Origin of the sequence: Nonomuraea sp. NPDC050153 (assembly GCF_044460125.1) — a bacterium.
In the GTDB taxonomy this organism is placed as follows: domain Bacteria; phylum Actinomycetota; class Actinomycetes; order Streptosporangiales; family Streptosporangiaceae; genus Nonomuraea.
The window spans coordinates 152,198-164,932 of record NZ_JBITJQ010000011.1 but is presented as its reverse complement, the minus strand read 5'-3'; the positions used below and the strand labels follow the sequence as shown (position 1 = coordinate 164,932).

At 70.6% G+C, this 12,735-nt stretch carries 13 protein-coding genes; 5 read left to right on the top strand and 8 right to left on the bottom strand.

Annotation, left to right across the window (positions count from 1 at the left end):
- The first annotated feature begins 14 nt into the window (after positions 1-14).
- The gene (locus ACIBQ1_RS27085; RefSeq protein ID WP_397281759.1) at positions 15-1,820 is read left to right on the top strand and encodes a cellulose binding domain-containing protein; all 1,806 of its coding nucleotides are present in this window, start codon (positions 15-17) and stop codon (positions 1,818-1,820) included.
- A 62-nt stretch (positions 1,821-1,882) separates the two neighbouring features.
- On the opposite strand, the gene ACIBQ1_RS27080 is transcribed toward ACIBQ1_RS27085, so the two are convergent.
- The 8 genes from ACIBQ1_RS27080 to ACIBQ1_RS27045 all read right to left on the bottom strand — a co-directional run bounded on the left by ACIBQ1_RS27080 (position 1,883) and on the right by ACIBQ1_RS27045 (position 8,382).
- The gene (locus ACIBQ1_RS27080; protein WP_397281757.1) at positions 1,883-2,380 is read right to left on the bottom strand and encodes a YbjN domain-containing protein; all 498 of its coding nucleotides are present in this window, start codon (positions 2,378-2,380) and stop codon (positions 1,883-1,885) included.
- Between the two features lie 87 nt (positions 2,381-2,467).
- Positions 2,468-3,142 carry a carbonic anhydrase gene (locus ACIBQ1_RS27075; protein ID WP_397281756.1) on the bottom strand — a complete coding sequence of 225 codons (675 nt, stop codon included), beginning with the start codon at positions 3,140-3,142 and terminating at the stop codon, positions 2,468-2,470.
- A gap of 205 nt (positions 3,143-3,347) precedes the next feature.
- A complete protein-coding gene (locus tag ACIBQ1_RS27070; RefSeq protein WP_397281755.1) occupies positions 3,348-3,608 on the bottom strand; it encodes an SAV_915 family protein in 261 nt (86 codons plus the stop codon).
- A 193-nt stretch (positions 3,609-3,801) separates the two neighbouring features.
- The gene (locus ACIBQ1_RS27065; protein WP_397281753.1) at positions 3,802-4,275 is read right to left on the bottom strand and encodes a hypothetical protein; all 474 of its coding nucleotides are present in this window, start codon (positions 4,273-4,275) and stop codon (positions 3,802-3,804) included.
- Positions 4,272-6,065: an APC family permease gene (locus ACIBQ1_RS27060; protein ID WP_397281751.1), complete on the bottom strand. Its 1,794-nt coding sequence runs from the start codon at positions 6,063-6,065 to the stop codon at positions 4,272-4,274. The genes ACIBQ1_RS27065 and ACIBQ1_RS27060 overlap by 4 nt, the downstream gene beginning before the upstream one ends.
- A 201-nt stretch (positions 6,066-6,266) precedes the next feature.
- Positions 6,267-6,785 (bottom strand): PadR family transcriptional regulator, encoded by a 519-nt coding sequence (locus ACIBQ1_RS27055; protein WP_397281749.1) that lies wholly within the window; start codon positions 6,783-6,785, stop codon positions 6,267-6,269.
- Between the two features lie 255 nt (positions 6,786-7,040).
- Positions 7,041-7,394: an aldehyde dehydrogenase family protein gene (locus ACIBQ1_RS27050; RefSeq protein ID WP_397281748.1), complete on the bottom strand. Its 354-nt coding sequence runs from the start codon at positions 7,392-7,394 to the stop codon at positions 7,041-7,043.
- Positions 7,395-7,620: 226 nt separating this feature from the next.
- Positions 7,621-8,382, bottom strand: a complete 762-nt coding sequence (locus ACIBQ1_RS27045) for a FadR/GntR family transcriptional regulator (RefSeq protein ID WP_397281746.1) — start codon at positions 8,380-8,382, stop codon at positions 7,621-7,623.
- A gap of 171 nt (positions 8,383-8,553) precedes the next feature.
- On the opposite strand from ACIBQ1_RS27045, the gene ACIBQ1_RS27040 reads away from it, so the two are divergent.
- The 4 genes from ACIBQ1_RS27040 to dgoD are packed head-to-tail and all read left to right on the top strand — an operon-like array spanning position 8,554 to position 12,735.
- Complete coding sequence (locus tag ACIBQ1_RS27040) at positions 8,554-9,801, top strand: ABC transporter substrate-binding protein (protein ID WP_397281744.1); 1,248 nt, start codon at positions 8,554-8,556, stop codon at positions 9,799-9,801.
- A 23-nt stretch (positions 9,802-9,824) separates the two neighbouring features.
- Positions 9,825-10,769 carry a carbohydrate ABC transporter permease gene (locus ACIBQ1_RS27035; RefSeq protein WP_397281742.1) on the top strand — a complete coding sequence of 315 codons (945 nt, stop codon included), beginning with the start codon at positions 9,825-9,827 and terminating at the stop codon, positions 10,767-10,769.
- Positions 10,766-11,581: a carbohydrate ABC transporter permease gene (locus tag ACIBQ1_RS27030; protein ID WP_397281740.1), complete on the top strand. Its 816-nt coding sequence runs from the start codon at positions 10,766-10,768 to the stop codon at positions 11,579-11,581. The genes ACIBQ1_RS27035 and ACIBQ1_RS27030 overlap by 4 nt, the downstream gene beginning before the upstream one ends.
- A 5-nt stretch (positions 11,582-11,586) precedes the next feature.
- Positions 11,587-12,735 carry a galactonate dehydratase gene (gene dgoD / locus ACIBQ1_RS27025; protein ID WP_397281738.1) on the top strand — a complete coding sequence of 383 codons (1,149 nt, stop codon included), beginning with the start codon at positions 11,587-11,589 and terminating at the stop codon, positions 12,733-12,735.

Sequence of the window (12,735 nt, the reverse complement as noted above, 5' to 3'; positions counted from 1 at the left end):
CGAAGGGAGTGGCCATGTCGCACGGATTCCGGCGGGTCGCGCAGGCATCGGTGGCGCTGGCGGCGCTGCTCGGCGCCGGCGCCGTGATCGACTCGCCGTCGTCGACCGCGTACGCGGCCTCGGCGGCCACCGTCAACGGCGCCGGCGTGCAGCAGCCGATCGACGGGTTCGGCATCTCGGAGTTCTTCGGCCGGTCCGCCATCATGCACGGCTCGCAGGGACTGTCCGCGCAGCGTCAGAGAGAGATCCTCGACCTGCTCTTCAACCGCACCGGCGGGGCCGGGTTGAGCATGCTGAGGTTGGGCATCAGCTCCACGTCCAGCTCGATCCAGCCGACCGACCCGGGCGGCCCGAACGCCACCCCGCGCTACGTCTGGGACGGCAACGACGAGGGTCAGGTGTGGCTGGCCAAAGAGGCCAAGGCGTACGGGGTGAACCGCTTCTACGCCGACGCCTGGAGCGCGCCCGGCTACATGAAGACCAACGGCGACGAGGCCAACGGCGGCAGCCTGTGCGGCCTGGCGGGCGCCTCGTGCTCCGGCGGCGACTGGCGGCGGGCGTACGCCGCCTATCTCGTGCAGTACGCCAAGTTCTACGCCCAGGAGGGCGTCACCATCAACGACCTCGGGTTCACCAACGAACCCAACTGGACCACGTCCTACTCCTCGATGCGGTTCACCCCCGCGCAGGCGGTGGAGTTCGCGAAGATCCTGGGCCCGGTCGCCGGCGCCGCCGGGCTGAGCATGACCTGCTGCGACGTGGTGGGCTGGAGCGGGCAGCGCGACTACACCACCGCGATCGCGGCCGACTCCGAGGCGCACCGGTGGGTCGCCACCCACACCGGCCACTCCTACGGCAGCGCCCCGACCACGCCGCTGCCGGTCAGCGGGCGGCGCACCTGGATGTCGGAGTGGAGCCCGGACGGCACCACCTGGAACGAGAACTGGGACGACGGCAGCGGCTACGACGGCTTCACCGTCGCACAGGCCATCCACACCGCCCTGACCGGCGGCAACGTCAACGGCTACATCTACTGGTACGGCGCCTCCACCGGCGCCACCCGCGGCTTCATCCAGATGAACGGCGACTCCTACCGCGTCTCCAAGCGGTTGTGGGCGATGGCCGCCTACAGCCGGTTCATCCGGCCGGGCGCGAACCGGATCGCGGCGACCACCTCCGACGGCAACCTGCGGTTGTCCGCCTACCGCAACGGCGACGGCTCGATCGTGGTCGTGGCGCTCAACGCGGCCGGCAGCGCCACCGAGGTCTCGTACGCCCTGCAGAACACCGGGATCACCACCGGCACCGCGACGCCGTACCTGACCAACGGCTCCAGCAGCATGGCCGCGCAGGCGCCGATCGCGGTGGGAGGCGGCGCGTTCACCGCCACCGTGCCGGCCCGCTCGCTGGCGACCTACGTGCTCCGCCCCGGCGGCACCGTCACCCCGCCACCCGTCACGCCGCCACCCGTCACGCCGCCACCGGTCACGCCGCCGCCCGGCGCGGCCTGCCGGGTGATCTACACGACCAACGCGTGGAACACCGGCCTGACCGCCGACCTCGCCATCGCCAACACCGGTGGCAGCCCGATCGGCGGCTGGTCGCTGACGTTCACCCTGCCCGCCGGGCAGAGCATCACCTCCGGCTGGAACGCCACCTACAGCCCGGCGAGCGGCCAGATCACCGCCCGCAACGTCAGCCACAACGCGACGATCCCGGCCGGCGGCTCGGTGAGCGCCGGTTTCCAGGCCACCCACACCGGCAACACCGGCGAACCCACCCAGTTCACCCTCAACGGCACCGCCTGCGCCGTGACGTAGCCCGACCGCCCGTCGACGCTCGCCCCGACCGGCTCCGCCTGTCAGGTCCTGCCGCCGGCAGGCTACGCCTGGCCGCCCTCCCGGGGCCCGGACTCCGCGTCCTTCGCCAGATCGAGCGTCTCGACGATCCACGCGTCGAACTCCATCGACGCCCGCACCCAGCTCACCGTGCTGGCCACGAAGTGCTCCAGCGCCACGCCGTCGCCCACCAGCATCTGCACCTCGCCGACCAGCCGGACCGAGCCCTCGTCACCGGTGTGGGTGTAGACCTTGGGCCACAGCGTGCGGCGGTTCCAGTCGTCGATCGTCTCGTGCAGCCGCGGCTTGTCCTCGATGCCGTACGGACGATCGTAGAAGGTGCGGACCGAGTAGACCTGCTGGTTCCCCTCACCGCGGAACATGAAGTACGTCCGGTAGTCCTCCCAGGGCGCCGCGAGATCGCCCTCGTCATCCACGACGTACTTCAGCTCCATCTGCTCCAGCAACTGCTTGACCATGTCCTGGTCGGGCACGATCACCGGCCCGGCGGGCTCTGACCGGTCGGGTTCGACGCTCATCATGAAGATCCTTTCCTGGGTTCCCGCCATCTTTCCCTATCTCGGGCGGTGAGGAGGAACGCACAGGAAACCGCACGCCCGTACCTGCTCCTAGACCAGGCGGGTGACCTGCCCGGAGTCGAGGGAGTAGTACGCACCCACGATCTTGAGCTGTCCGCGGGCGACGCGCGGGGCGAGCAGCTTGCCGGCCTTCAGCCCGGCCACGGTCCGGGCGGTGTTGATCCTGATCATCTTGTCCACGTCGCCCCGGGCGCTCCTGTACGCGGGGCGGAGGGCCTCGACGATGCGCTGGAGGTCGCCGGGCAGCGCGGTGCCCTGGTCCAGCGCGTGCGCGGCGGCGGTCACCGCCCCGCAGCGCTGGTGGCCGAGCACCACGATCAAGGGGGTGTCCAGTTCGACCGGCCCGTACTCGACGGCTCCCGACACGAGCGGGTCGATCGTCTGCGCGGCGCTGCGCACGCCGAGCAGGTCGCCGAGGCCCGCGTCGAAGACCAGCTCCGGAGGCACCCGGGAGTCGATGCAGGAGACGACCACCGCGTACGGCTCCTGCTTCCGGCCGACCTCGGCCCGCCTGGCGAGGTCCTGGTGGGGGCGGATCGCGGCATCGGCGGCCCAGCGCCGATTGCCCTCCCTGAGCTTGGCCCAGGCCGCGTCGGGGGCGGCGGGCCGCGTAAGGCCGTGCGCCGGCCCGCCGTCCAGCAGCAGCCCTCCGGCCACCAGCCCGGCGGCGCCTAACAGGGCGCGACGGTTCATGATCTTAGGCATGCATACAGTATGCAGTATGAAATCAGAAGCACAACGGCCGGGATCGCGGACCGAGCCGCGCGTGTGGGGAACGGCCGGTCCCCGACGCCTCAACAAAGGGCCGGGTCGGTCTCTCCCGCCGCTTCGGGGAACGCGCCAGGCGTCCCCTCAGCGTCCGCGACCTGCTGGAACTCCTGCCCCGCCTGATCCTGCCGCAAGAGGCACATCAGGCCACCCGCTTCGCGGGCCTGGTCATCGTGCCCGCGGGGTCGACGACGATGCCGATGACGTCCAGGTCGGCGACCATGCCACGCAGCGCCGGAGCGGTGAGCAGTACCCATCGCTGGTCGGGCCCGAGCACCTTGGCCAGCTTGAGCGGCGAGGAGAACGCGACCGCCGTCCGCTTGCCCGAGGCCGTGCGGAACAACCGAAGGGTCAAGGCGCACGTGCCCACCGTGACGGGGACGCACAATCGGGGCTCTGACATCTGCTTCCTTCCAGCGAAGAGTCGTACCCGGCAGACGCTAGAGCCATCACCGGCCACAATCCGCGATCATTACGAAATTCGGACGCCGGCCGCGGAAATACTGACGCGACGTTGACGACGGCGGACCGGCCCTTCAGACGGACGGGCGTTCATCGCCACCCGCGCGCTCCAGGAGCACCTGGAGCGCGCCCGGCTACGGCCCTGATGAACCGTACTCGCGCCACTCCCGATCCAGCCGCAGGGCGGCGTGGCGGGCGGTCCACCACGGCAGCAGCGCCCCCACGACCAGCCAGCTCAGCGCCCCGGCGGGGACGGCGGCCACCAGGGCGCCGAAGACGACCTCCACCGCCCCGATCGGCCGCGGCGCCAGACGACCCCGGCCGTCCAGCCACACCCGGGCCGTCGTGTCCGAAACCCGGTCCAACGGCCCGCGAACCCAGCCGCCCTGCTGCCCACCGTCCCAGACCACCCGCGAGACGATGGGCCGCTCCTCGACGACCCGCGCGATGACCGGCCGGTGCGCGACCTCGTAAGCGTCCATCTCGCGCAGGAGCGAGCCGGCCGCCAGCAGCCCGGCCAGACAGCCCGCCAGCACCGCGACCAGCGCCGTCAGACCGTGCGGCCGATGGCCGCCGGCCGCCCACGCCCACTCGCCCGCGGCGCTCATGAGACGCGGAACCTCATCCGGCACACCACCGCGTCGGTACGCCGCCGCAGCGCCCTGGCCAGCACCGCGCCACGCTGGTTCTGCAGCATCCGCTGCCAGGCGTGCTCCGGCTCGACCTCGGCGATGAGCACGAACACGTGCGGCTCGGGCACCTGCGCCAGATACGTCAGCAGCGGCTCGTCAAGGTGCCGGTGCGCGTCGAACAGCTGCACCAGCTCCACGCCCGGATCCCACCGATCCCAGTCCTCGACGAACGCCCGCGCCTGCCGCTCGTCCTCCGGATGGGTGACGTTGACGGCCACCACCCGATCGCCCAACGACAGCGCCGCCGACAACGCATCGCGCGTCAACCGGGTGACCGCGTGCACCGGCACCACCACCAGCGAACGGCGCGGCCGCGGCGGCTCGGGGGTCCTGCCCAGCTCCAGCCGCCCGCCGATCCGCGCGTACGAGCGGTGCACCCACTCCATGCCGGCCACCATCAGCGGCAACGCCACCACGATCAGCCAGCCGCCCTCACCGAACTTCGACGCCGTGACCACGATCGCGGCCACGAAGGTCAGCAACGCGCCGAACCCGTTCAGCCCGGCCCGCCACCGCCACCCGGCGGGCCGCTCGCCCACCCAGTGCCGCACCATGCCGGCCTGCGACAGCGTGAATCCGACGAACACCCCGATCGCGAACAGCGGCACCAGCAGGTTCATCTCGCCGCCCGCCACGATCAGCAGCAGCGCGCTGGTGACGGTCAGGAACGCGATGCCGTAGCGGTGCACCTGCCGATCGGCCCGCAGGGCGAAGAAATGCGGCAGGTTGTTGTCGCGGGCCAGCAGCTCGGCCAGCACCGGCAGACCGCCGAAAGAGGTGTTGGCGGCCAGCGCCAGCAGCACCACGGTGGCGAACTGCACCACGTAGAACAGCGGCCCGTCCCCGAGCGAGGCCCGCGTGACCTGGGCGAGCACGGTCACCCCGTCCACCGGGACGATCGCGAACTTCTCGATCAGCGCCGCGATGCCCATCAGCATGACCGCCAGCAGGGCGCCCAAGGCGACCTCGGCCCGCTGCGCCCGCCGTACCCGGGGCTTCTTGAAGGACGGCACGGCGTTGGCGATGGCCTCCACGCCGGTCAGCGAGGCACAACCGTTCGCGAACGCCTTCAGCAACAGCAGCACCCCGACCGTCTGCAGGCTGCTCACCTGATGGGAGACGTCCACGGCGGGCTCACCACGGATCAGCCCGGCCACGACGACGAGCAGGATCGCACCCACGTAGATCGCGGTGGGCGCGATGAACGCGCGGGCGCTGTGCGCGATCCCGCGCAGGTTGACCGCCGTCACCAGCGCCAGCACGCCCAGGCACAGCCACACCGTGTACGGCAGCAGCTCGGGGAAGGCCGAGGTGAGCGCGGCCACCCCGGCGGCGACCGAGACGGCGACGTTGAGCACGTAGTCGATGACCAGCGAGGCCCCGGCGACCAGGCCGGCCCGGCGGCCGAGGTAGGTCTTGGCCACCCCGTAGGCGCCGCCGCCCTCGGGGAAGGCGGCGATGACCTGCCGGTAGGAGAAGGTGAGCACGGCCAGCAGGCCCGCGATGGTCAGCGTGACCGGGATGGTGAACCCGAGCCCGGCGCCGCCCGCCAGGGCGAGCACCAGCACGATCGCCTCGGGCCCGTACGCCACCGACGCCATCGCGTCCAGCGACAGCGCGGCCAGCCCACCGATGACAGTCAGCCGATGCCGTTCGCCGGTATCAGCAGGCTCCTTGGCAGCAGAGGGCGTTTTCACAATCGACATGGAGAATGCTCCTGAATGAGGGTTTCGTCCCCATGTTGGGCCCGGCGCGAGCCTATGGGCCCCATCCATATGCATTCCTTACACGCTCAGCGCAAATAACTACGCGAAACGTACGGGAGCGGGTCAGCCGACGTGGACGCGCGGCCTGCGTTCCGGATCCGGCTCGCCCGCACCCGGCTACGAGCTCGACGGCCGCCGGGTTCAGTGCCGGGCCGTCTGCATCAGGCGCAGCGCCGCCTCGGCCGTCTCATACCGCCAGGCGGCCACGACGTGGTCGAAGCCATGCGCCTGGTCGCGTTGGGCGCGCAGTCTGTCGATGATCGGCTCGATGCGCTCGGCCTGCGCGTCCAGCAGCGGGCGCGGGTCCGCGCCCGCTCGCTGGAGCAGGGCGAACTTGGTCAGGAACTCGGTGCGGATGTCGCGGATGTGCTCGACCGGGCACATCAGCCACCCGTCCACGGCCGACCTCCCGGCCGCCGTCGTGGTGAAAACCGTACGCCGCGGACCACCCTGCCCCGGCTCCTCGCCGCACGGCTCGATGAGGGCAAGGTCGGCGAGCCGATCGAGCGCACGGTAGACCCGGGGCCGCGGCACCTGCCAGATCGCGCCGACCGCACCGGTGGGAGCCGTGAGCCTCGCGACGGCGAAGCCGTGCGTGGGCCCCTCCGCCACGAGCGCGAGCACGACCCACTCGGTGAGTGACAACGCGCGAGAGTCCACACGCTCAAGGGTAGGGCCAGTCGCGGAGTTCAGGAGGCCACCAAGTAGTCTCTGGTGGACTAGCCACGGCTGCGGAGGTCTGCTTTGTGAGGGACAACGAGGCCGGCGCCTTGATGCGTGGCCCCGGATGAAGCCCGCCCCGAACGCCATCTGCCTCGGCGGCCCCTACGACGGCATGCTGACCCACATCGACCAGGACGTCGGCATCGTAGAGGTCGTCGCCTTCGAGCCGGACAGCTCAACGCGCAGCGCCCCCTATCGGGTCACGACCGGTCGCGTCCACCATCCGTCGTGCGCCACCCCGTTCGTCGTGTTGAGCTGGGTCGAGACCGCCGACGGCCGGCCCTGACCGTTTCCGGGCGCGCGCCGGCCGCGCTCGGACGGGGTCAGCCGCGACCACGGGCCGTCGAAGGCGCGGCGGGCGGCCCGTACGGCGCGTTCGACGTCCTCGGCGTCGGCCTCGGCCACGTGGGCGAGCGGCCGGCCGGTGGCGGGGTTCGGGGTGGCGAAGGTCTTGCCGGAGGCGGCGTCCACCCACCGGCCGTCGATGAAGAGCTGCCGAGACGTCGCCACGAAGTCTTCGACGCTCTTGTCCAAGGTCACCGTCATCAGCGTCGGCTTCCTCTCGAGGAACGTGCGCCCGCCCGGGACCCGGCCTGGCCCGGTCGACCGAGCTGGAGCTTGGTAGTCCCTATGAGACTACTGACGGCGGAAGAAGGCAAGAGGGGACGGTCGCCACCAGCCGCACACCGCCGGCGGCTGCTTCACGGGCGCGCCGATCCGCGGCTCCGCGCTCCGGGAATGGCGCACGAGGTCGCCGTCCAGCGCCTGGGCGTCACGCGCCGCCCGGCTCGGCGGTCCGCTCCCACATCGACTTCATCTCGGCGAACCCCTGCTCCATGATGCCCACCATGGCCTCCCGGGCCCGCTCTCCGTCGCGCCGCTGGATCGCCTGGGCCACGTCGGTGTGCAGCTGCAACGCCTGCTCGTCCGGGTGGTGCGGCATCAGGTGGTAATGGTGCCGGCCGGCGAGCACCTCGGCGACGATCAGCTGCAGTTTCGCGAACATCTCGTTGCCGGAGGCGGCCAGCACGCGCCGGTGGAACTCGATGTCCAGGGTGAGGAAGCGCTCCTCGTCGCCGGCCTTCCCGGCGGCCCACATCCTGGCCGCGAGCCCGACCAGCTCGCTCGCCTCGTCGTCGTCGATCCGCTCGGCGGCCAGCCAGGCGGCGTGCGGCTCGATGGCGGTGCGCAGCTCGGTGATGGAGCGCAGCTGTGCCATCCGCCCGTCCGAGGCGAGCCGCCAGCGGATCACCTGCGGGTCGAAGACGCTCCACACCCCGGCGGCCTGGATCATGATCCCGACCCGGCGCCGGGTCTCGACGAGCCCCATGGACGCGAGCACCCGCAGCACCTCGCGGATCACCGAGCGGGAGACCTGGTAGCGGTCGACCAGGTCTTCGATGCTCAGGACGGAACCGGCGGGCACGTCGCCGCTGCAGATGGCGGTCCCGAGATGGTCGAGGACGCGTGCGTGCAGCCCAGCCTCGGCAGGGGCGTGCCGGGTGGGGGCGCCCCCCGCGGTGAACTGATTCACAAATAGAGCATATCAGTCGGAGCCAACCCTTGAATAAGTCAGCTTTTTTGGCCTAGCATCCCGGCACTAAGCAGATGTTACGAGCGTGTGTCGCTCTTCCGGGGGGCGGCGACCATGACAGGAAGGCGGGATGACGTGCGACGTCGATCGATATTCGGTACATCTCTGGCCGTGGTTGTCGCCATGGGCCTGTCCGCCTGTGGCGGTGGCGGCGACGGCGGGTCCAAGACGGTCCGCGTCACCCTGGCCAACCACGTGTGGACCGAGAACATCAAGCAGGCGCTGCCCGAGTTCGAGAAGCAGACCGGGCTCAAGGCCGAGATCACCCAGCTCGGCGAGGACCAGCTCTCCGACCAGTACAACGTCAAGCTGAACGCCGGCTCGTCCGACATCGACGTGATGATGTACCGCCCCCTTCAGGAGGGCAGGCTCTTCGCCAAGAACAAGTACCTGGCCGACCTGTCGGACCAGGTGAAGGCCGCCAAGGACTGGGACTTCGGCGACTTCCAGGCCGGCCCGGTGGAGGCCACCACGCACGAGGGCAAGCCGGTCGGCGTCCCGATCATCACCGAGCAGGAGGTCCTCTACTACCGCAAGGACCTGCTCGCCAAGGCCGGGCTGAGCGCCCCGCCGAAGACCCTCGACGAGCTGAAGGCCGCCGCCGCCAAGGTCAAGGCGGCCGAGCCGGACGTCGCCGGCTTCGTCGCCCGTACCGGCAAGTCGGCGGCGGTCACCCAGTTCTCCAGCTTCCTCTACAGCTTCGGCGGCGACTTCGTCGACGGCGGCGGCAAGGCCGCGGTCAACAGCGACGCGGCCAAGCAGGCGTACGCCTACTACGGCGGGCTGATCAAGGACTCCGGCCCGGCGAACGTCAGCACCGACATGGGCTGGCCCGAGGCGATGGCCATCTTCACCCAGGGCAAGGCCGCCTTCTACACCGAGGCCAACTCGCTCTACAAGAACGCCACCGACCCGGCCAAGTCCAAGGTCTCGGACCAGGTCGGCTTCGCGCCGTTCCCGGCCGGGCCTGCCGGGTCGAAGCCGTACAACATCCCGTCGTGGGCGCTGGGCATCAACTCCAGCTCGGAGAACGCGGGCAACGCCTGGAAGTTCATCGAGTGGGCCACCAGCAAGGCGCAGACGCTCGCCCAGCAGAAGTCCGGCGTGCCGGGCGCCCGCAGCTCCGTCTGGGCCGACCCGGAGAGCACCTCGACCTTCCCGAAGGACCTGGTGGAGGCCATCGCGGCCAGCACCAAGGCCGGGGTGGGCCATGACCGGCCGCTGGTCGTGAAGGTCGCCGAGTCCCGCGAGATCGTCGGCCAGCCGATCGTCGACGCGATCACCGGCAAGGACGCCGCGGCGGCCACCGACACGGCCAACGCCGCGTTCCAGAAGTTCCTGGACGACGAGGCCAAGTAGGCCCGCCCACCCCTGGAGACCTCATGGCAACGATCACCACCACCGAGCCGCCGCGCAGCGCCTCCGCCGCCTCGGACACGCCCGGCTGGGTGCGCTGGGTCGACGACCACCGCAAATGGCTCTTCGCCGCGCCCGCGATGGCCTTCGTCGCCGCGCTGCTCGTGTTCCCGCTGGCCTGGACCGGCTACCTCAGCCTGACCGACGCCGAGGGATCCGTCCGCGCGGAGAGCGAGTTCGTGGGCCTGCGGAACTACCTCGACGTCTTCTCCGACACCGACCGGTTCTGGCCCGCAGTCGGACGGACCGCCGCGTTCACCGTGGTGGCGCTGCTGTTCGAGGTGGTGCTCGGGATGGCGGTCGCGCTGCTGCTCTGGCGGCCGTTCAAAGGGCAGCGGTGGGTCCGGGTCGCCATCCTGATGCCGCTCGTCGCCACCCCGGTCGCGGTCGGCATGATGTGGCGGCTCATCTTCGACCCGAACATCGGCCTGGCCAACCAGGCCCTCGGCTGGGTCGGCATCGGGCCCCAGCCGTGGCTCGCCGGCCGGTACTCGGCCCTGCCCACCACGATCTTCATCGACGTGTGGCAGTGGACGCCGATGGTGGTGCTGATCCTGCTCGCCGGGCTCGCCTCGCTGTCGGACGAGCCGCAGGAGGCGGCGCGCATCGACGGCGCCAGCACCTGGCAGCGTTTCCGGCATGTCACCCTGCCGCTGCTGATGCCCACGCTGACCGTGGCGGTCCTGCTGCGCGGCATCGACGCGCTGAAGACCTTCGACGTCCTCTACGCCACGAAGGGCCGCGGCGGCGGTTCGTTCCACGAGGTGGAGACGTTGAACGTGTACGCCTACGGCCTCAGCTTCGACTACAACGAGTACGGGGTCTCCTCCACGGTCCTCATCCTCTTCTTCCTCATCATCATCGGGGCGATGTGGGCCCTGACCGCCCGGCGCAAGGAGGCGCAGCGATGAAGCCCCGGCCCGCGTACCAGGTGTTCCGGGTGGTGGCGCTCACCTTCGTGGTGCTCGCCCTGCTCGCGCCGCTGCTCTGGATGGTCGCCGCGTCGTTCAAGACCAACGTCGACATCTACGACCCGGGCAAGGCGCTGGTCTTCTCCCCCACCCTCGACAACTACGCCAAGGTGCTCCAGCAGGCGAACTACGTCGAGTTCATCGTCAACAGCCTCTGGGTCGCGTTCGCCGCCACCGTGGCGTCGCTGATCCTCGGCGTGCCGGCCGCGTACTCGATGAGCCGGTTCAACATGAGGAAGTCCGCGCTGGTGGTGCTGATGGCCCGGGTCATCCCCGGCGTCTCGCTGCTGGTGCCGTGGTACTACGTCTTCTCCAACCTGAAGATGGTCGGGGGCTTCGGGGTGCTGATCATCAGCCACATGTTCGTCTCGCTGCCGCTGGTGGTCTACATCATGATGGGTTACTTCGACAGCCTGCCCGAGGAGCTGGAGGAGGCGGCGCTGGTCGACGGGCTGACCCACGTGGGCGCGTTCCGGCGCATCACCCTGCCGCTGTCCGTGCCGGGCATCGCCACCGCCGGGATCCTGTCGTTCATCTTCTCCTGGAACAACTTCATGTTCGCGCTCGTGCTCTCCGACGCGGACACCAAGACCCTGCCCGTGGCGATCTTCGACTTCGTCGGCTACGCCAGCATCGACTGGGGCGGCCTGATGGCCGCGACCACCGTGGTCACCCTGCCGATCATGGTGATCGCCCTGTTCGTACAGAAGTACGTGGTCTCGGGCCTCACCGCCGGCGCGACGAAGGGCTGAGCGGCATGACGACCATCGCGCGCATCGAGACCTTTCTCGTCGCCCCCCGCTGGCTCTTCGTCCGGGTGGAGACCGGCTGCGGGATCGTCGGCTGGGGCGAGGCCACCTGCGAGGGGCGCTCCGAGACCGTCCGCGCCGCCGTCGACCAGCTCGCGGAGCTGCTGATCGGCCGGGACGCGCTGCGCATCGAGGACCACTGGCAGGTGCTGACCAAGGGCTCGTTCTACCGGGGCGGCCCGATCCTGGCCAGTGCCGTGGCGGGCCTCGACCAGGCCCTCTGGGACATCGCCGGCAAACACTTCGGCGCCCCGGTGCACCAACTGCTCGGCGGCCCGGTCCGGGACCGGATCCGGGTGTACGGCTGGGTCGGCGGCGACGAGCCCGGCGAGGTCCGCGACCACATCGCCGCCCAGATCGAGGCCGGGCTCACCGCGGTGAAGATGAACGCCTCCGGCAGGATGAGCCCGGTCGCCTCGGTCGCCGAGCTGAACGGCGTGGTCGCCCGGGTGGCCGCCGCCCGCGAGGTGCTCGGCGACGACCGCGACGTCGCCGTCGACTTCCACGGGCGGTTCACGCTGGCCAACGCCCGCCGGGTGGCGCCGCTGCTGGAGCCGTACCGGCCGCTGTTCCTGGAGGAGCCGGTCGTCCCGGAGAACTCGCACCTCATCGGCGAGTTCGTCCGCTCGACGACCGTGCCGGTGTCGACCGGGGAACGGCTCTACAGCCGGCAGGAGTTCCTGCCCGTCTTCCAGGCCGGCATCGCGGTCGCCCAGCCGGACCTGTCGCACGCCGGCGGCATCACCGAGGTACGCAAGATCGCCGTGCTCGCCGAGGTGTACGACGTGCAGCTCGCCCCGCACTGCCCGCTCGGCCCGATCGCCCTCGCGGCCTGCCTGCAGGTCGGCTTCGCCACGCCGAACTACCTGATCCAGGAGCAGAGCATCGGCATCCACTACAACCGTGGCGCCGAGGTGCTCGACTACTGCCTGGACAAGGCTCCGCTGACGTTCGTGGACGGTCACGTCGAGCGGCTCACGGCGCCCGGCCTGGGCATCGAGGTCGACGACCAGGCGGTCCGCGCCGCCGGCAGAAAGGGACACGCCTGGCGCAGCCCCATCTGGCGGCATCCGGACGGCTCGTACGCGGAATGGTAA

Bases quoted from the DNA above. Each gene is read 5' to 3' on its own strand.
- ACIBQ1_RS27060 (WP_397281751.1), bottom strand. From the start codon at position 6,065: ATGTCGATTGTGAAAACGCCCTCTGCTGCCAAGGAGCCTGCTGATACC.
- ACIBQ1_RS27050 (WP_397281748.1), bottom strand. From the start codon at position 7,394: ATGACGGTGACCTTGGACAAGAGCGTCGAAGACTTCGTGGCGACGTCT.
- ACIBQ1_RS27070 (WP_397281755.1), bottom strand. From the start codon at position 3,608: ATGTCAGAGCCCCGATTGTGCGTCCCCGTCACGGTGGGCACGTGCGCC.
- ACIBQ1_RS27080 (WP_397281757.1), bottom strand. From the start codon at position 2,380: ATGATGAGCGTCGAACCCGACCGGTCAGAGCCCGCCGGGCCGGTGATC.
- ACIBQ1_RS27075 (WP_397281756.1), bottom strand. From the start codon at position 3,142: ATGCCTAAGATCATGAACCGTCGCGCCCTGTTAGGCGCCGCCGGGCTG.
- ACIBQ1_RS27065 (WP_397281753.1), bottom strand. From the start codon at position 4,275: ATGAGCGCCGCGGGCGAGTGGGCGTGGGCGGCCGGCGGCCATCGGCCG.
- dgoD (WP_397281738.1), top strand. From the start codon at position 11,587: ATGACGACCATCGCGCGCATCGAGACCTTTCTCGTCGCCCCCCGCTGG.
- ACIBQ1_RS27035 (WP_397281742.1), top strand. From the start codon at position 9,825: ATGGCAACGATCACCACCACCGAGCCGCCGCGCAGCGCCTCCGCCGCC.
- ACIBQ1_RS27085 (WP_397281759.1), top strand. From the start codon at position 15: ATGTCGCACGGATTCCGGCGGGTCGCGCAGGCATCGGTGGCGCTGGCG.
- ACIBQ1_RS27030 (WP_397281740.1), top strand. From the start codon at position 10,766: ATGAAGCCCCGGCCCGCGTACCAGGTGTTCCGGGTGGTGGCGCTCACC.